Origin of the sequence: Burkholderia sp. E168m15 (assembly GCF_016586105.1) — a bacterium.
Lineage (GTDB): Bacteria > Pseudomonadota > Gammaproteobacteria > Burkholderiales > Burkholderiaceae > Burkholderia > Burkholderia orbicola.
In genome coordinates, this window is sequence record NZ_BCPO01000172.1 from 80,174 (window position 1) to 97,389 (window position 17,216).

Sequence of the window (17,216 nt, forward strand, 5' to 3'; positions counted from 1 at the left end):
GGGCGGCAGCGCGTCAGCCGGTCATTCGTCGTCGCGCCGCACGCGTGACGGATCGAGCGCCAGCCCGCTGCGCACCGCCTGGATGCGCGACGTCACGTTGAGCTTCTCGAAGATGTTCTTCAGGTGCCACTTGATCGTCTCCGGCGCGACGCGCAGCGCGCGGGCGATTTCCTTGTTCGACAGGCCACGCGCGACGTAGTCGAGGATCTCGAGCTCCCGCGCGCTGAGGTTGCCGGTCGCACCCGGCCGCGTGGCCGGTGCTCCGCCCGACGCCCGCTGCGCGTCGAACGCACGGGCCAGGTCGCGCAGATACCACGCGCCGACTGCCGGAAAGCGGTCGGCACGCTTCTGCATGCGCGCCAGCAAGCGCTCGGCCGCCGCGCCTTCGTCGACGAAGGTGCGGACGAGTCCGTTGCCCTGGCCGTATTCGAGCGCACGCGCGAACGCCGCGAGCGCCGCGCTCTCGTCGCCCGCGTGGTCGAGCGCGATCGCATGCAACACGGCGGCCTGCGCCGCGAACCAGTCGAACCCGCGCGCGGCCAGCACCGCGTGCACGGTCGCCATGCGCTGCGCGGCTTCGTTCGCGCGTGCATCGGCGAGCAGCAGCCTTGCCTGCGCGGATTGCGCCATCTGCCACGTCTCGACGTGGCTCGACGCTTCGTCCGGCGGCACGGGCGACACCAGCGACGCCAGCGCGCGCCCCACACGGTGGGCTTGCGTCGGCTGGCCGGCGTCCAGATGCAGCCGGATACCGGTCGCCATGCACGCGACGCGCAGCCGCAGCCATTGCCGGCTGCACGCGATGCGATCGGCTTCGTCGAGCATGTCGTGCGCCCGCGCGTCGTTCCCCGACCGGAATTGCAGCAGGGCGGCGGTCTGCATGAACCTCAGCAACGGCCCGAGCGAACAGGCCTGCATCGCGATGTCGAAGCGGTCGGCCTGCGCGTCGCGCACCTTCGCCCAGTCGTTCCATTCGTAGTAGATCGCCGACAGATAGCCGGCCGACAGCGCCGTCGCCGCCGACAGGCGACCCGCCGAGCGTTCGGCGGCGCGCAACGCCGTCTCGAACGTCTTCGACGCGTCGTGCAGCCGCCCGGCGACGAACTCGGCCAGGCCCGACATGTTCTGGCGGTACACGTTCGCGTACAGCGGCTCGTGCCCCGACGCCGCGTGTTCCGCGCGCGCGCCGAGATCCCGCACGTCGCCGAGGCGGCCCGCGTAGCCGAGCCCGAAGATCAGCGTCGTCTGCCCGATCTGCTCGACCCACGAACCGGCCGGTGGGGCGGCCGCCAGCACACGCTCGCCGAGCTGCAGCGATTCGATGCTGCGATCCGACAGCCCGGCGATCAGCGAGCGCACGGCCAGCAGTTCGGTCGCCGTGACGGCGTCGGTATCGAGCCGCCCGGCCGCGATGTCGGCTTCCAGCGCTTCCAGCGCACGGCGCGCATCGACGATCTGCATCGACAGCGCGAGCGCCCACGTATGCGCGATCCGCAACCGCAGGCGGCCCGTCAGCGCCTGCGCGGGCAGGCGCGACACCCAGTCGAGCACGGTACGCACGTCGCTCGACGCGATGAGCTTCATCGCGCACGCCTCGACCCAGCCGGCGGCCGCATCGAAGTCGCCGGCCGCGAGCGCGTGCCTGACGGCGTCCGGCCATTGCCGCTCGGCCGCATACCACGCGCTCGCGCGGCGATGCAGTGTGGCCACCGTGCCGGGCTCGCGCAGCGCCAGCTCCTCCCGCAAGTATTGCAGGAACAGCGCGTGATAGCGGTAGCGCCGGCGGTCGCCGTCGATCGACCGGATGAAGAGGTTGTGCGCGGTTAGCCATTCGAGGCAGTCGAGCGCGTCGTCGCGGCCGGTCAGCGCATCGCACAGCGCCGGCGTCATCCGGTCGAGCACCGCCGTATGCAGCAGGAAGTGGCGGATCGCGTCCGGCACCTGCGTCATCACGTTCTCGTTCAGATACGCGGCGATGCCGGCACGCGCGTGGCTGACCTGCTCGGCCACGCGCGCCGCGTCGCTGTCGTCGTGCAGCGCCAGGGCCGCCAGTTGCAGGCCCGACACCCAACCTTCGGTCGCCGCGCGCAGACGCCCGACGTTGTCCGCATTGAGCGGCTTGCCGGCCACCCGCTCGAAGAACGCGCGCGTCTCCGCGTCGTCGAAACGCAGGTCGTTCTCGTCCACCCGCACGAGTTCGTCGCGCGATTCGAAATAGCTGAGCGGCAACGCGGGCGCCGAGCGGCACGACAGCACGACATGCAGGTTCGACGGCGCGTAGCGCAGCAGATCGAACATCGCGTCGTGGATGACCGGCGACGCGAGGCGATCGAAGTCGTCGAGCATCAGGAACAGCTCGACGCCTGCGCTGTCCAGTTCGTTGAGCAGTTCGTCGAATACGGTCTTCAGCGGAATCAGCGCTCGATCGCGCAACAACTGCTGCGCGCGGGCGCCGACCCCGCCGGTCGTGTCGACGATCGCGGCGACCACGTAGGACGCGAAGATCGACGCGTTGTCGTCGTCCTGGTCGAGACTCACCCACGCGACCTTCACACCCGACGCCACCAGCGCATGGCGCCACTCGGCCAGCAGCGTGGTCTTGCCGTAACCGGCCGGCGCGCTCACGAGCGTCAGCCGGCGGTCGAGGCCGCGCCTGAGCCGCCCGAGCCGCGCGATGCGCGTCACGATCCCGCGGGTCGACGCCGGCGCCAGCTTGGTGCGCACCAGCACTTCGATCGCATCGGTGTCCGGCGGGCGAGCCGGTTGTCTGCTGTCCGTCGGCGCCATGCTGTTCCTATTCTCCTCGCGGTGATCGCGTGTCCGCCGGCACGGCAAGCGAAACCGCCGACCGGGCCGGTTTCGCCGTGCGCCGAAAACAGCATAACGATTCGACGCCGGCCGTCAAAGGTAGGTGATGTCCGTACCGGCGTGGGTGCGCGCTGCGCGTATCGGCCGCGACACGGGACCCGCATTGTTCTCGAACCGGCGCGCGATGTTCAGCCCCCCATTCGGGGGGGTTACCCCCGGGCGGGAAAGTCGCCTCGTCCTGACCGCCGGCGTCTTCGACGGCCGGGCGCGCGCCGCTCAGTCGGGCTGGTACCGCTCGCGCAACGCGCGCTTGTTGATCTTCCCGACGCTCGTCTTCTCGATCGCGTCGACGATCAGCAGCCGCTCCGGCACCGCATAGCGCGAGATCAGCCCGCGATCGGCCACCTGCTTCACATGGGCTTTCAATTCCTCCGGCTCGACGCGACCGACCTGCTCGTCGGTCAGCACGACCAGCGCGAGCGGACGCTCGCCCCAGCGCGCATCCTTCACGCCGATCACCGCCGATTCGCGCACGGCCGGATGACGCGACAGGATGCTCTCGAGTTCGAGCGACGAGACCCATTCCCCGCCCGTCTTGATCACGTCCTTGATGCGGTCGGTGATCTGCAGCCGGCCGTCGGAATCGATCACGCCGATGTCGTTCGTATGCAGATAGCCGCCGGCCCACAGCGCGGCCGACGCCGGCGCATCGCCCAGATAGCCTTGCGTCGCCCACGGCATCCGCACGACGACCTCGCCCGCCGAGCGGCCGTCGTGCGGCACGTCGCGAAACTGCGCGTCGACGATGCGCAGGTCGACGAGCGGCAGCGGCAGCCCCGCCTTCGTCCGGCGCGCGATGTCGTCGTCGGCCGATGCGCCGCCGGCCGCGCGCGGCGGGTCGATCTGCGCGATCGTCATCAGCGGGCAGGTTTCCGACATCCCGTACCCGGTGTAGACCTCGATCCCGCGCGCGAGCGCCGCCCGCGCCAGCCCGTCGGACAGCGGTGAGCCACCGACGATCACCTTCCACGCCGACAGGTCGGCCGCCGCCGACGCCGGGCTGTCGAGAATCATCGCGAGCAGCGTCGGCACGCAATGCGAGAACGTCACCGCTTCGCGCGCGATCAGCGCGACCAATCCGTCCGGCGAATAACGGCCCGGATAGACCTGCTTGAGCCCGAGCGCGGTCGCGATGTACGGCATTCCCCAGGCGTGCACATGGAACATCGGCGTGATCGGCATGTAGACGTCGTCGCGATGCACGCGGCCGCGATCGCGCGCGCTCGACAACGCCGCCATGCCCGCGAGCGTGTGCAGCACGAGCTGCCGATGGGTGAACGCCACCGCCTTCGGCAGGCCGGTGGTGCCGGTCGTGTAGAACGTCGTCGCGCGGGTCTGCTCGTCGAAATCGGGGAACGCGAAATCGGGCGAACCGGCCGCGACGAGCGCCTCGTATTCGTCGGTGAAACCGTCCGGCAATCCGGTTTCGTCGCCGTCGGCGATCAGCACGACGTGCCGCACCGTGTCGAGCCGGTCGCGCATGCCCGCCCACAACGGCAGGAAGTCGCGGTGAACCAGCACGACGCGCGCGCCCGAATGGTCGAGCGTATACAGCAACTGGTCGGGCGACAGCCGGACATTGGCCGTCATCAGCACCGCGCCCATCATCGGAATCGCGTGGTAGCACTCCAGGTAGCGATGGCTGTCCCAGTCCAGCACGGCGACGACGTCGCCCGCGCCGACACCGATCGACGACAGTCCGCTCGCGAGTTGCCCGATGCGATGCCGGAACGTCCAGTAATCGTGCCGAACCCGGTCGCCGTACACGATTTCCTGCTCGGGCCGCGTCGCCAGCGGCGCATGAAGCAACTGCTTGATCAGCAGCGGATACGCATGGCCGGACGGTGCCGGTTCGTCTTGCGGGTACGGGTATGACGAATGCACGAAAGTCTCCATGGGCGACCGGTCGCGCCGGTCGAGCGTGCGGCCACGATACCGGACCGGCCGGCTTTCGCATCCCCCCTGTCCGGGGGGAACGAGCCCCCGTCGAAAGCGGCGGCGAGCCGTCCGGACGCGTATCACGGCGATGGATACGGGATACCCACCCGTTCGGGGAGGCGTTCGCCGCAGAACGGCGTTGTAGGATTCATCGCAGCACGTATCGTCCCTGCGAGATACCCGTCCGCACGACCGGGACATGACCGGAACGCCAGGTCGCCGCCGCGGAATCGCCGCGACGACTCACGCAGGCGCCCACCGGCCACGCCCGCCCCATCCGAACCCATCCCCCGAGCAAGGAGCAGCCATGACTTCCGACACGACGCAGACGGACCGCACGCCCGCCGCCGACCCGGCGGAGAACAACGCGTATTTCCCGTCGCCGTATTCGCTGTCGCAGTACACGTCGTCGAAGACCGACTTCGACGGCGCCGATTACCCGAATCCGTACACCGGCGGCAAGTGGAAGGTCCTGATGATCGCGACCGACGAGCGCTACATCCTGATGACGAACGGCAAGATGTTCTCGACCGGCAACCATCCGGTCGAGATGCTGCTGCCGATGCACCACATGGACAAGGCCGGCTTCGAGATCGACATCGCGACGCTGTCGGGCAATCCGGCCAAGCTCGAACTCTGGGCGATGCCGAGCGATGACGAGGCCGTGCAGAGCACCTACCGCAAGTACCTGCCGAAGCTGAAGACGCCGCTCAAGCTGTCCGACGTGCTCGACCAGCATCCCGGCGCCGATTCGCCGTATATCGCGGTGTTCATTCCCGGCGGCCACGGCGTGCTTGCCGGCATTCCGCACAGCAAGGACGTCAAGCGCACGCTGCGTTGGGCGCTCGACCAGGACCGGCACATCATCACGCTGTGTCACGGCCCCGCATGCCTGCTGTCGGCCGCCGTCGACGAAGATCCCGAGGACTACCCATTCAAGGACTACGAGCTCTGCGTGTTTCCGGATGCGCTCGACACGGGGCCGAACCTCGACATCGGCTACATGCCGGGCCCGCTGCCGTGGCTCGTCGCGCAGAGCCTCGAAAAGCTCGGCGCGCGCGTGCTGAACAAGGACATGACCGGGCGCTGCCATCAGGACCGCAAACTGATCACGGGCGACAGCCCGCTCGCGTCGAACGGCATCGGCAAGCTCGCGGCCGCCGCGCTGCTGAAGGAAGTCGGGCACTGACGGTCGGTCCGCGCCCCTGCGATGTTCTGCCGGGGCGTGGCCGCGGAGCGGCACGGCACCGCTTACTCCCGCGTCCAGCCGTTCTCGTAAAGCTTGCCGGCCAGCACACCGAGGCGCGACGCGAGAATGTAGTTCTCACCGTCCTCGATCAGCGCCGAGCGCACGTCGCGGAACAGCTTCTCGATCGGGAATTCGCGCGTGGTGCCGTTGCCGCCGAACAGCTGGAACGCCTCGTGCGTGATCTTCATCGCTTCCTCGGTCACGCTCACCTTCGCCTGCGCGGTCGCGTACGGATGACTCTGCGGCGACATCCGCGAGAACGCGAGACTGCGGCGCGCGATCGCGCGCGCCATCTCGAGCCGGCGCAGCATCTCGCCGATGCGCAGGTGCGTCATCTGATGATCCATCAGCAGCGCGCCGCCCTGCTTGCGCTCGTGGCAATACGCGAGCGCCAGTTCGAACGCGGCCCGCGCCGCGCCGACGAACACCTGGCACATGTGCGTGCCCGCGTACGACCACGTCGACGCGAGGTTGCCGAGATAGTCGTCCTTCAGCGCGACCGCGAAGCGCTTCGGCACCTTCACGTTGTCGAAATAGATCTCGCCCTGCGGCAGCGAGCGCTGGCCGATCTTGTCGAGCGGCTTGCCGCGCGACACGCCGGGCAGATCGAGCGGCAGGATCATCGCGATGCCGTTCGTGAACGCGCTGCGCTCGCCTTCGCCGTAGAAGCCGTCGCCGTAGTCGGCCGCCATGTACGCGAGCGCGACCTGAGCGACCGAGCCGTTCGAGATCCACGCCGAGCTTTGCCCGTTGATCACGATCTCGTCGGCGCCGACCTTCGCGGTCACGTTGCCGACCGGCTGCCGGCCGTTCCCGGCGAGTTCTTGCCGATACAGGATCGCCGCGTCCGAGCCGCGATCGGGCTGCGTGTTCATCCAGCAGCCGACCTTGCCCGCGCACATCTCGATCAGCTCGGTATTGCCGACCGTGTGCGCCATCATCAGCGGCATCGTGGCCGCGCCGATCGACACGGCGAGGCCCGAATCGCCCCAGCCGAGCTCCTCGCCGATCAGCGACTCGATGCGCACGGCCGTCTCCGGCGGAAACTGCGCGATCAACTGCGGATCGAGCCCGAGCTTCGCGCTCTCGACGATCGCGGCCCAGTACGGCGAGCCCGGGGCGATCACGTCCTCCGCCGTCATCCGGTCGAGCTCGCGGCCGATCGGCCGCAGCACGTCGCGCGCAAAACGATGAACCGTGTGCTGGATTGCGCTTTCCTCTTCGCTCAGCGGCGTCTCGAAGCCGGTCATGCCGACCACGGGCAGCGCCGCGGACTTGTTCAGACGAATCATCTCCGTTCTCCTCCTGGACTCGAATCATGTCGGCCCGGCAGCGGACGCGCCCGGCCATCCCACATCTAGTAATACATACCAAACATAGGTCATCATGACAAACACAGGAAGCAAAAAAAAGACAGGGTATTCCCCTGTCTCGGTGCGCGTGGCCGCAGCGGCGGATCGCGCCGTTATTTAACCGCGGGCGCCGCCAGCGTGCCGTAGGCGATCGCGCGCGACGTCGCCGCGAAATACGCGTCGAGCGCCTGCGTGTGCCGCCCGATGGTGCCGTACTGCATCGCGAGGCCGTCGGCCAGCGCGATCAGCATCGTGGCCGCATGCCGGCTGTCGGCCGCGCTGAAGGTGGGCGTGAGCGCGCGCACCAGCTGCGTGAGGTCGCGCGTGAGCGCCGAATACCATTCTTCGCACAGCTTCAGGCATTCGGCGTCGGTGGCCGCGAACGACAGGAAATGCCGGAACAATGCGTTGTACTTCGCATCTTTCGCATCGGCGATCGAGCGCACGATGATCTCTTCGAACACGTCGCGCGGCGACGCATCGCGGCTGATCGCGCGCTTCATGTCGTCGAGATACGCTTCGATGACCGGCTCGATGACGGCCCGCAACACGGCGATCCGGGTCGGGAAGTAGTACTGCAGATTGCTGACGCTGATGCCCGCGGCGGCCGCAACCGCGCGCTGCGAGAATTCGAGCGGACCGCCTTCCAGCAGCAGCTTGCGCGCGACGCGAATGATCGTGTTGCGCGTGCGCAGGCCTTGCGCCCGCAAGCCGTCGGTGTTGCTCGCTGCGGCGGTGGCAGTCGAAGTGCGCCGCTTTCGGGTGCTGCGCTGCTCGTTGGACACTGTCATCGTGTTCGTCGTGAAGATGGCGTTTCGGCTTCGTCGAATGGACGCTCCGTGCCTTACGGAGCGCCAACGACTATACCCGATGCGCGCGGCATTTTCCATCGAGCCGCCCTTGCGTCGGGCGGCCCGGCCGAAGGCACGTTGGCGTGTCGCGACGATCACACGTGCCGCTACGCCGGCCGCACCTTGCGGTTCACGCGTTCGTCGAGCAGGTTCGCGACGCCGAGCATCGCGGTCATCGCACACCATCGCAGCGGCTCGGGCGGCACCGACGGCGTCTTGTGCGTCAACGCGTCGAGCAGCGGCGATCGTCCATCGTGAATGCGTTCTGCCAGCACGCGCCCGATCAGCGATTGCGTGCCGACGCCATGCCCCGAACACCCGGCCGTGTAGAACACGTTGCCGTGCGCGCCGGCCGCGCCGACCACCGGCAACGCATCGCCCGCGAACGAGATGTAGCCGCTCCAGCATGCGCGCACCGGCACGTCGCCGAGTTGCGGAAAACGCGCGTGCAGCGTCTTCAGCAGCGCGCGATACGCGTCGTCGTCCGGCACGTTCGGCGTCTGCGAGCCGTACACGTAATGCAGCCGCTTGGTGGTCAGCAGCAGCGTGTTGCGCGCGGTCAGGCGGTGGCTTTCCATCGTCAGGTGCGACGTGACGATGCCCTCGCGATTCGGCCAGCCGAGTGCCGCGAGCTGCGCATCGGACAGCGGCTCGGTTTCGAGCGCCGACACGCGCAGCGGCATCACCTTGTCGCCGAGCAGGCCGAGTTGCGGCGTGTACGCATTGGTCGCGAGCACCAGCACCGGCGCGCTCGCGCTGCCGCGGGCGGTGCGCACACGCACCGTCTCGCCCGCGTCGAAGTCGAGCAGCGCGGTGTTCTCGTAGAGTTTCACGCCAGCCGCGAGCGCCGCTCGCCGCAAGCCCGCCACGTACTTGCCCGGATCGAGCGTGCCGCCACCCGGCACGTATGCGCCGAACAGGAAGGCCGGCGGAATGCCGCGTTCGCGCATCGCTGCACCATCGAGAAACTGCGCGGGCGAGCCGAGTTCGATGCCGGTGGCCATGCTTTCGCGCAGGCGCTTCTCCTGCGACGGATGCACGCCCGCGCGAATGATGCCCGACGCGTGGTAGTCGCAGTCGATCGCGTATTCGACGAGCTTGCGTTCGACGTACGCGACGCCTTCGTCGTAGAAGCCGACGATCCGCCTGGCCTGCTCGTGGCCGACCCGCTTGAGAAACAGCTCGTATTCGAGGCCCTGGCCGCCGGCGAGATAGCCGGCGTTGCGTCCGCTCGCGCCGAAGCCCGCGAACTCGCGTTCGAGCACGACGACGCTCGCGCCGCGCGCCGCCAGTTCCAGCGCCGTGGACAGGCCGGCGAAGCCCGCGCCGACGATGATCACGTCCGCCTGCACGTCGCCTTCAAGCTCAGGTTGCGCGCGCTCGGGCGCGTCGATCCAGCCGCCGATCGGACGATACTTCCGCAACGCGGCATCGGCGCGCATTTCCTCGCCCCAGCGCGCGAGCGGCCCGGCCGCCGCGGCGCCCGCCGCCTGCATCGCCGCCGCCGCGCCGACCCCGCCCGATGCCGGTCGCGTCGCCTGCCCTGCCTGTGCTCCCTGCCCGAGCGCCATTGCGCCGTGTGCATCGCCCATGTCCGCCTCCGTCAGTCCCTGCTGAGAATGTGAATCGCCAGCGCGGCCTCTTCGACGCCCTGCAAGCCGCCGCCGTTCTCCTGGATCGCATGACGCGCGCCGTCCACCTGCCGCGCACCCGCTTCGCCGCGCAACTGCGTGACCAGCTCGTACAACTGCCCGATGCCGGTCGCGCCAAGCGGATGGCCCTTCGATTCGAGGCCGCCCGACGTGTTGATCGGGATGCGGCCTCCGAGCGTGAACTCACCGCGCTCGGCGGCCGGACCGCCTTCGCCGAGCGGCACGAAGCCGAGGTTCTCGGCCTGGATGATTTCACCCATCGCCGACGCATCGTGCACTTCGGCCACGTCCATGTCCGCCGGCCCCATGCCGGCCTGCTCGTAGGCCTGCAACGCGGCGAGCCGGCCGATGTGCTTGTGCGGCTCGTCGATGCGCCGCCGCGTGAAGCTGCGGATCACGCTCGCGGCGATCCGGATGCAGCGGCTGCGATCGGCGCCGATGCGCTCCAGCCCATCCTCCGTGCACAGGATCGCGGCCGCCGCGCCGTCCGACAGCGGCGCGCACATCGGCAGCGTGATCGGGTACGTGATCGGCGCGGCCGCCAGCACCTCGTCGATCGTGAACGGCTGGCGGAACTGCGAATACGGGTTGTGCACCGAATGCCCGTGGTTCTTCGCCGACACGGCGGCGATCTGCCGCTGCGTCGTGCCGTACGTGTGCATGTGGTGCCGGCACATCGCCGCGTAGATCTTCATGAAGCGGCTGTACGGGCGCTCGGACTCCGAACCGGGCGGCGGCTCGATCCCTTCGCCGAGCCGCGCGAGCGTCGCGAAATTCTCGTCGACGCGCGATACGTCCCAGCCGGCCTCGAACAGCGCGAACGATTTCGCCTTGTCCGCGACGTTCATCTTTTCCGCGCCGAGCGCGAGCGCGACGTCGCACGCGCCCGACTGCAGTTCGCGCACCGCGAGGTGCACCGCCGTACTGCCGGACGCGCACGCGTTCTCGACGTTGAACACCGGAATGCCTTCGAGGCCGATCTTGCTGAACACGACCTGGCCGGGAATCGACAACTGCCCCTGCAGCGGGCCGTTGGTGATGCCCGCATAGAACGCGGCGCGGATCGCATCGGCGTGGCAACCTGCGTCCCGCAATGCGCGTTGCAGCGCCTCTCTCGCCAGATCGTCGAGGCTGCGGTCGAGATGCCGGCCGAACACGGTCATCGCGATACCGGCGATGTAGATGTTGCTCATCGTATGGAATCCATATGAAGCAGGTTCAGATCCTGCGTTGCTGACCCTGCCAGTACTGTTCGCGCAGGTCCTTCTTCAGCACCTTGCCGGCCGTGCTGCGCGGCAGCGCCGCGACGAAGTCCACGCTCTTGGGCGCCTTCACCGAGCCGAGCTTCTCCTTGCACAGCGCGACGAGCTCTTCCGCGCTCACCTGCTGCCCGGCATTGAGTTCGACCACGGCCTTCACGGCCTCGCCCCATTTGTCGTCGGGCACGCCGATCACCGCGCAGTCCTGCACGGCCGGATGCGCCCAGATCACCTGCTCGATCTCGCTCGGATAGACGTTGAAGCCGCCGCTGATGATCATGTCCTTCTTGCGGTCGGTGATGTGCAGATAGCCGTCGCGATCGAGATGGCCGATGTCGCCGGTGTGCAGCCAGCCGTCGACGATCGTCTCGGCCGTCTTGTCCGGCGCGCGGTAGTACCCCTTCATCACGAGGTCGCCGCGTACGCAGATCTCGCCGGTTTCGCCCTGCTTCAACACCTCGCCGCGCTCGCCGACGATTTCGACGCGCACCAGCGGGTTCGGGCGGCCGACCGACGCGAGCCGCGTGTCGGACGCGAGCTTGCCGTCGACGAAATGCTCGGGCGGCGTCAGGTACGAGATCGACGCGGGCGCCTCGGTCTGCCCGTAGCCGCCCGTCATCACCGGGCCGAACACGTCGATCGCGCGCTTGAGCTTCTCGACCGACATCGGCGCGGCGCCGTACAGGAAATAGCGCAGCGACGAGAAGTCGACCTGCTCGATGCCGGGGATGTCGAGCAGCCGGTAGATCACGGTCGGCGGCAGGAAGAACTCGGTCACGCGATGCTTGACGATCGCGCCGAGCAGCAGCGCCGGGTCCGGCTTCGGCAGCACGACCACCGTGCCGCCGCGCGCGGTGCACGGCAGCGACATCATGCCGGCCGTGTGCGTCATCGGCGCCGCGGCCAGATTGACCGGGCGCGCATCGTCGTACGTCATCGCGATCATGAATTGCGCGAAGTATGTCTGCAGCGAACGGTGCGTGTTCATCACGCCCTTCGGCGCGCCCGTCGTGCCGCCCGTGGCCGACAGCGCGACGACGTCGTCCATCGTGTAGTCGACGACCGGCGGCGTCGCCGGTTGGTGCTCGCTCCACGAAGCCAGCGACGGTGCCCACGGCAGGTCGGCGTCGAGGCACACCCACAGCCGGATCTTCGGCAGGCTCGGCCGCAGCGCATCGATCGCGGCCGCGAACGCCTGATGGAAGAACAGCACTTCGCAGTCGAACGCATCGAGCACGTACTGGTTCTCGGCCACCGCGTTGCGGCCGTTCACCGGGATGTACGCGAGCCCGGCGCGCCACATCCCGAGCGCGCAGCTCCAGCCGATCACGTCGTTGTCGGCCCACACCGCCGCCTTCGCCTCCTTCGCGAAGCCGGCGGCGAGCAAGCCGTTGGCGATGCGGCACGACAGCTCGCCGATCTCCTGGAACGTGTAGTTGCGATCGCCCTGGATGTACGCGATCCCGTCGGGATTGAGCCGCCAGCCGCGGTCGTAGAAATCGATAATGGCCATGTCACAAGTTCCGTTGGGTCTGGTCCGGTGCGGCGGCGGCCGTCACAGTTGCGTGACCGTCGCGCGCGCGAGCCCGCGCTGTTCGAGGAAGCCGAGCAGGTAGCGATGGCCGAATGCCTTCGAGCCGGACGCGAAGCCGGTGCGCGCGGTATCGCCGTCGAGCAGCTTGAGCACGCCGGCCGCGTGAATCGCGCCCGTCGAGATGTACGGCGTGACGCCATGCACGGTCGCGCGCACCGCCGCGAGCTGGCCGCGGCCGATCGCGAAGTCGACGCTGCGCTGGATCGTCGTGCGCTCGCGCGGCGGCATCGTCGGCGTGGTCGACGCGACGACCTGCTTCAGCACTTCGTCCTGTTGCTCGCGCGGCAGGTGCTTGTATTCAGCTTCCCACTTCTGTCCGAACTGGTGCACCAGCTTCATCACGTTGTTGTCGTAGAAGCCCACGCACGAGATGCAGCTGCGCACGCGCGCATCGTGCTCGAAATAAACGGGCAGCGACGTGCCACCCCACGGCAGGCAGAACACCGGCTGCATCAGTTCCGGCGTCGCGACGGTGAACGACGCGTCCGCGGCGTGCGGCACGAGCGCCTTTTCCCACAGGTAGCAGGACTCGTGGCGCGCGCCGTCGAAGATCGTCGCGGTCGAGCCGATGCTCACGCCGGCCGCGCCGCGCGGGCCGCGGGTCAGCGTGGCCGTCTCCAGCGCATCGATGCCCGGCGTTTCGAGCGCGAGCTCGGCGGCGATCTCGGCGAACGTGTACATGTACGCGTTCGACGACGACACCAGCAGGCCGGCCTGGCGATACTGCTCGCCGAATTCGTCGCGCACCGCACGGATATACGACTGTTCGCCGGTCGTATCGAGATGGTGACAGCCGGCCTTCAGCGCGGCCTCGACGCCGACGAGCCCGAAGCTCGAGAACGGTCCGACAGTGTTGCACACCACTTTCGCCCCGCGGAAAGCCTTCACGAGCGCATCGACGTCGTGCTCCGCCTCGATGATTTCGTATTGCGCGGATTCGAGCCGCACGACGCGCTGCGCCATCATTTCCTTCGCGCGGGCCGCATTGCGCGCGACCGCCGTGAACGGGATGTTCTGGTCGATCAGCCAGTCCATGATCAACATGCCGGTGTAACCGCTTGCGCCATAAACGACGACGGGGTGCTTAGCCATGCTTGTCTCCTGAAACGTGAATTGTCGAGAACCGGTTCGGTTCGAGGTCGGGTACTGCTGCTTCGTATCCGGCGTGTTCTTTTGTAGAACACATTACCAATCTTAGGTCACTATGACAAAGTAAAGTGTAAAGAAAAAGGCAGGGTATTCCCGGGCCTGGCGCGTTTCGCGCATCACTTCGCCGCCCCGTCCGGCGACAGGCCGGCCAGATAGTGCGCAACCGCACGCGTATCGTCGCCCGACAACGTCGCGGCCAACGCATTCATCGCCCCGGTCGGATCGTGCCGCTCGCCCGAGCGGAACGCCGCCAGTTGCGCTTCCAGGTAAAGCTGCCCCTGGCCCGCGAGGCGCGGGGCCGGGTCCTTGCCCGTCAGCGCCGCGCCGTGACACGCGCGGCAGCTTCGCGCCTCCACGAGCGCCATTCCCCGCTTGTCGAGCGCCGCGTCGGCCGACACGGCCTCGTTGCGCGCCGGCGCCTGTCGCGCGAAGTAGGTCGCCAGCGCGGCGATCTTCGCGTCGTCGAGTTCGCGCGAAAGCGGCCCCATGTACGCGTTGCGGCGCTGGTCCGTGGCGAACGCGCGCAGTTGCGCGGCGATATACGTGGCCGGCTGGCCGGACAGCGACGGATACCATGCGCTCTGCGACTGCCCGTGCACGCCGTGGCAGAAGAAGCACGTCTCCTGCGGCTGCGGCCACGCGCCGCCGTTGGCCTTGTCGGCTTCGCCGATCGCGGTCATCGCCTTCTGGTAACGCATGCCGTCGATCAAGTCGGGGCCGTACAGCGTGCCGGCTGCCGCCACGCCCGCGATCACGAGCGCCGCGCCGATCATCCAGGTTCGTTTCATTCAGGCCTCCCGGCCGCGGCCGGCCAGTTTGCCGAGCGCCTGCAACGCCGCGCGGTGTCCGGAGCGCACCGCGCCGTCCATCGCGCCGGCCCACAGGTCGGCCGTCTCGGTGCCCGACCAGATCAGCCGGCCGGCTTCCGGGCGCAGGAACTTGCCCCATTTCGTCCAGAACCCGGGCGGCAACGGGTGGATGCACTGCAGCGTCCACGGATCGACGCGGCCCCAGTCGTAGTCGTGGAACTGCGTCGGATGCAGCGCCTTGTCGCCGAGCGCGCGCGCAAAGATGGCCGACAGCGTCCGCTCGGCGGCCTTCGGCTCGGCCGGCAGCGCGCCCGGCGCGACGAACGCAGCGAGCACGCCAACCGAGCCGTCCGGCGGCGAGTTGTCGTACGCCATGAACACCGGGCCGCCGACCTCGAAGATCTGTCCGTTGTAGCCGTCGTCGCGCCAGAACGGCCGGTCGTACACGTGCACCGTCTTGCGCATCGGCGCGTTCGCCGGCCAGTTCCGCTGCAACTGCGCGCGGCCGTCCGGCAGCGGCGGATCGAACACGATCTGCTGGCACAGCGCCGGATTGAGCGCGACGATCACCCGTCGCGCGCGCAGCACGCCGCGATCGGTCTGCACGTCGACCACGTCGCGATCCCAGCCCGAGATCTTGCGCACCGGGCAGGACAGTTGCACCTTCGACGCGCCGAGTTCGCTCGCCATCCGCATGCTCAACACCTGCGAGCCGCCGACGAAACGCGTTTCCTGTGCGCCGCCCTTGGTCGATTCGAGCTTCGCGTAGTCGCAATCGGCGCTGTTGATCATCGACAGGTAGTGCAGCAGCCCGAGCTGGGCCGGTGCGCCGCCGAGCGACAGCTTCGCCGCGAGGCCGAGGAAGTAGCCGTCTTCGTACGTCACGCCCTGCTTGCGCAGCCAGTCGCCGTAGGTCAGCGTGTCGAGCTCCGCCGCGTGCTGCGCGGTCCACGGTTCGCGCGACGGCACGCCGCGGGCGAGCGCACCGAGCTTCGCGCCGAGCGCGTCGTCGCCGCCCGATCCGCCGTGGAAATCCTGGGCGACGCGCGCGTCGCCGGCCAGCACGACGGTCTTGCCCGCGTAATAGGTCGGGAACGTATCGACGCCGAGTTCGCGGGCGAGGTCGGCGATCGCCGTCTGCCCCGGGCCGATCCACTGGCCGCCGGCTTCGGACACCACGCCGTGCCCGAGATCGTGGTTGTAGGTCCGCCCGCCGACGCGATCGCGCGCCTCGACGACGACGAACGATTCGCATCCGGCGCGCTGCAGGTCGCGCGCGGCGGTCAGCCCCGCGAGCCCGGCGCCGATGATGACGACATCGAACACGCCGCGATCGGCGGCTGCCGGCGCCGCGCCTTCCGCGAACGACACGTCGCCGGTAGCGAGCGACGCGGCGCCCGCGGCCGCGACGCGCAATATCTGACGCCGGGCCCGCATGTCCGGCTTGTGCTTGGGCTTCATTTCGGGTGCTCCATGCTTCCTCGTTTTTCTCGACCAGATTCAACTCACGGCGCGGCCAGCACGCCGTCCTGCGAAAACAGCACCGGCTTGCCGCGCGCGTCGATCAGCGCGGCGGTGAGCGTCGCCCGATCCGCGCGCTGCGCGACGTCGAACGGGCCGCCGGCCACGCGCTGCGTCAGCACGAGGCCGTCCAGCCCGACGCCGGTCAGCCCGCCGCCGGTCGCGACGAGATCGGTGATCGAGCTGCGCGTGCCGGTCTGCAGCGCCGCCCACGTCGCGCCGCCGTCGCGGCTCTCGAACAGGCTGCCGAGCAGCCCGCCGACCACGATCCGGCCGTCCGGCATCGCGACGCCCGACCACAACGTGCCCTTGCCGCCCGTCGGCAGATAGACCCAGTTCGCGCCACCGTCGGCCGACTTGAGCACCATCCCCTGTTCGGACACGACGTAGAGCGCATGGGCGGGGTCGGCAAACACGTGATAGAGATTGCGGTCGGCCTTGCCGCCGCCCGGCGGCTTCGGCAGCGTCGTGCGCGCCCATGTCTTGCCGCCGTCGTGCGTCTGCAGCATCAGCGACCACAGGCCGACGGCAATCCCGTCCCGCGCATTCGTGAACAGCACCGAGAACAGCGGCTGATCGACCGACGTATCGAGCCGCTGCGTGACCCATGTGTCGCCGCCGTCGTCGGTCGCGAGAATCGCGCCCCACTGGCCGACTGCCCAGCCGTGCTTCGCATCCGCGAACGACACGGCCGACAGCGTCGCGGACACCGGCACGCGCCGCGCCTGCCGCCAGGTCCTGCCGTCGTCGTCGGACAGCAGCACGATGCCGTGCTCGCCGACCGCGACGATCCGCGCTCCGGCATGCGCCGCATCCATCAGCATCCGGTGCGTCGGCGCGGCCCACGCATGCGCGGGCTTCGCGGCCCAGGCCGCCACCGTTCCATCCTGCGGTTGCGCGAAGGCCGCCACGGCGGCACAGAGCGCGGTACCGGCAACGAGCGTCTTGATCATCGATGAACCTCCGTAGTGGGT

The 17,216-nt window shown here is 68.8% G+C and carries 12 protein-coding genes; 1 reads left to right on the forward strand and 11 read right to left on the reverse strand.

The features are described from left to right. Positions 1 to 21: 21 nt before the first annotated feature. Positions 22 to 2,787, reverse strand: coding sequence for a LuxR C-terminal-related transcriptional regulator (locus JMF86_RS26805; RefSeq protein ID WP_011548632.1), 2,766 nt, complete (start codon positions 2,785 to 2,787; stop codon positions 22 to 24). A gap of 297 nt (positions 2,788 to 3,084) precedes the next feature. Next, positions 3,085 to 4,764, reverse strand: coding sequence for a fatty acid--CoA ligase (locus tag JMF86_RS26810; protein ID WP_011694932.1), 1,680 nt, complete (start codon positions 4,762 to 4,764; stop codon positions 3,085 to 3,087). Positions 4,765 to 5,113: 349 nt separating this feature from the next. Between JMF86_RS26810 and hchA the strand changes: the two genes are divergently transcribed. Then, positions 5,114 to 5,995 carry a glyoxalase III HchA gene (gene hchA / locus JMF86_RS26815; RefSeq protein WP_011548634.1) on the forward strand — a complete coding sequence of 294 codons (882 nt, stop codon included), beginning with the start codon at positions 5,114 to 5,116 and terminating at the stop codon, positions 5,993 to 5,995. A gap of 62 nt (positions 5,996 to 6,057) precedes the next feature. On the opposite strand, the gene JMF86_RS26820 is transcribed toward hchA, so the two are convergent. The 9 genes from JMF86_RS26820 to JMF86_RS26860 form a co-directional block, all read right to left on the reverse strand. Further along, complete coding sequence (locus JMF86_RS26820) at positions 6,058 to 7,347, reverse strand: acyl-CoA dehydrogenase family protein (protein ID WP_006480040.1); 1,290 nt, start codon at positions 7,345 to 7,347, stop codon at positions 6,058 to 6,060. Positions 7,348 to 7,520: 173 nt separating this feature from the next. After that, on the reverse strand, positions 7,521 to 8,198 hold the full coding sequence (locus tag JMF86_RS26825) for a TetR/AcrR family transcriptional regulator (protein WP_226292210.1): 678 nt from the start codon (positions 8,196 to 8,198) through the stop codon (positions 7,521 to 7,523). A gap of 167 nt (positions 8,199 to 8,365) precedes the next feature. Beyond that, complete coding sequence (locus JMF86_RS26830; RefSeq protein ID WP_011548636.1) at positions 8,366 to 9,850, reverse strand: FAD-binding oxidoreductase; 1,485 nt, start codon at positions 9,848 to 9,850, stop codon at positions 8,366 to 8,368. 11 nt (positions 9,851 to 9,861) lie between these two features. Further along, positions 9,862 to 11,103, reverse strand: coding sequence for a thiolase family protein (locus JMF86_RS26835; RefSeq protein ID WP_011548637.1), 1,242 nt, complete (start codon positions 11,101 to 11,103; stop codon positions 9,862 to 9,864). Between the two features lie 25 nt (positions 11,104 to 11,128). Then, entirely contained in the window at positions 11,129 to 12,682 is a 1,554-nt protein-coding gene (locus JMF86_RS26840) for a class I adenylate-forming enzyme family protein (protein ID WP_011548638.1), read from the reverse strand. 42 nt (positions 12,683 to 12,724) lie between these two features. Then, positions 12,725 to 13,855: a trans-acting enoyl reductase family protein gene (locus JMF86_RS26845; RefSeq protein WP_011548639.1), complete on the reverse strand. Its 1,131-nt coding sequence runs from the start codon at positions 13,853 to 13,855 to the stop codon at positions 12,725 to 12,727. A 173-nt stretch (positions 13,856 to 14,028) separates the two neighbouring features. Then, positions 14,029 to 14,700 carry a c-type cytochrome gene (locus JMF86_RS26850; protein WP_011548640.1) on the reverse strand — a complete coding sequence of 224 codons (672 nt, stop codon included), beginning with the start codon at positions 14,698 to 14,700 and terminating at the stop codon, positions 14,029 to 14,031. Continuing rightward, positions 14,701 to 16,182, reverse strand: coding sequence for an FAD-dependent oxidoreductase (locus JMF86_RS26855; RefSeq protein ID WP_011548641.1), 1,482 nt, complete (start codon positions 16,180 to 16,182; stop codon positions 14,701 to 14,703). A 44-nt stretch (positions 16,183 to 16,226) separates the two neighbouring features. Further along, positions 16,227 to 17,195 (reverse strand): YCF48-related protein, encoded by a 969-nt coding sequence (locus JMF86_RS26860; protein ID WP_011548642.1) that lies wholly within the window; start codon positions 17,193 to 17,195, stop codon positions 16,227 to 16,229. Positions 17,196 to 17,216 lie beyond the last annotated feature (21 nt).

Excerpts from the sequence above, each read along its gene's own strand:
- JMF86_RS26830 (WP_011548636.1), bottom strand. The coding sequence starts at position 9,850 with ATGGGCGATGCACACGGCGCAATGGCGCTCGGGCAGGGAGCACAGGCA.
- JMF86_RS26860 (WP_011548642.1), bottom strand. The coding sequence starts at position 17,195 with ATGATCAAGACGCTCGTTGCCGGTACCGCGCTCTGTGCCGCCGTGGCG.
- JMF86_RS26845 (WP_011548639.1), bottom strand. The coding sequence starts at position 13,855 with ATGGCTAAGCACCCCGTCGTCGTTTATGGCGCAAGCGGTTACACCGGC.
- JMF86_RS26835 (WP_011548637.1), bottom strand. The coding sequence starts at position 11,103 with ATGAGCAACATCTACATCGCCGGTATCGCGATGACCGTGTTCGGCCGG.
- JMF86_RS26840 (WP_011548638.1), bottom strand. The coding sequence starts at position 12,682 with ATGGCCATTATCGATTTCTACGACCGCGGCTGGCGGCTCAATCCCGAC.
- JMF86_RS26810 (WP_011694932.1), bottom strand. The coding sequence starts at position 4,764 with ATGGAGACTTTCGTGCATTCGTCATACCCGTACCCGCAAGACGAACCG.
- hchA (WP_011548634.1), top strand. The coding sequence starts at position 5,114 with ATGACTTCCGACACGACGCAGACGGACCGCACGCCCGCCGCCGACCCG.
- JMF86_RS26805 (WP_011548632.1), bottom strand. The coding sequence starts at position 2,787 with ATGGCGCCGACGGACAGCAGACAACCGGCTCGCCCGCCGGACACCGAT.
- JMF86_RS26850 (WP_011548640.1), bottom strand. The coding sequence starts at position 14,700 with ATGAAACGAACCTGGATGATCGGCGCGGCGCTCGTGATCGCGGGCGTG.
- JMF86_RS26855 (WP_011548641.1), bottom strand. The coding sequence starts at position 16,182 with ATGAAGCCCAAGCACAAGCCGGACATGCGGGCCCGGCGTCAGATATTG.
- JMF86_RS26825 (WP_226292210.1), bottom strand. The coding sequence starts at position 8,198 with ATGACAGTGTCCAACGAGCAGCGCAGCACCCGAAAGCGGCGCACTTCG.
- JMF86_RS26820 (WP_006480040.1), bottom strand. The coding sequence starts at position 7,347 with ATGATTCGTCTGAACAAGTCCGCGGCGCTGCCCGTGGTCGGCATGACC.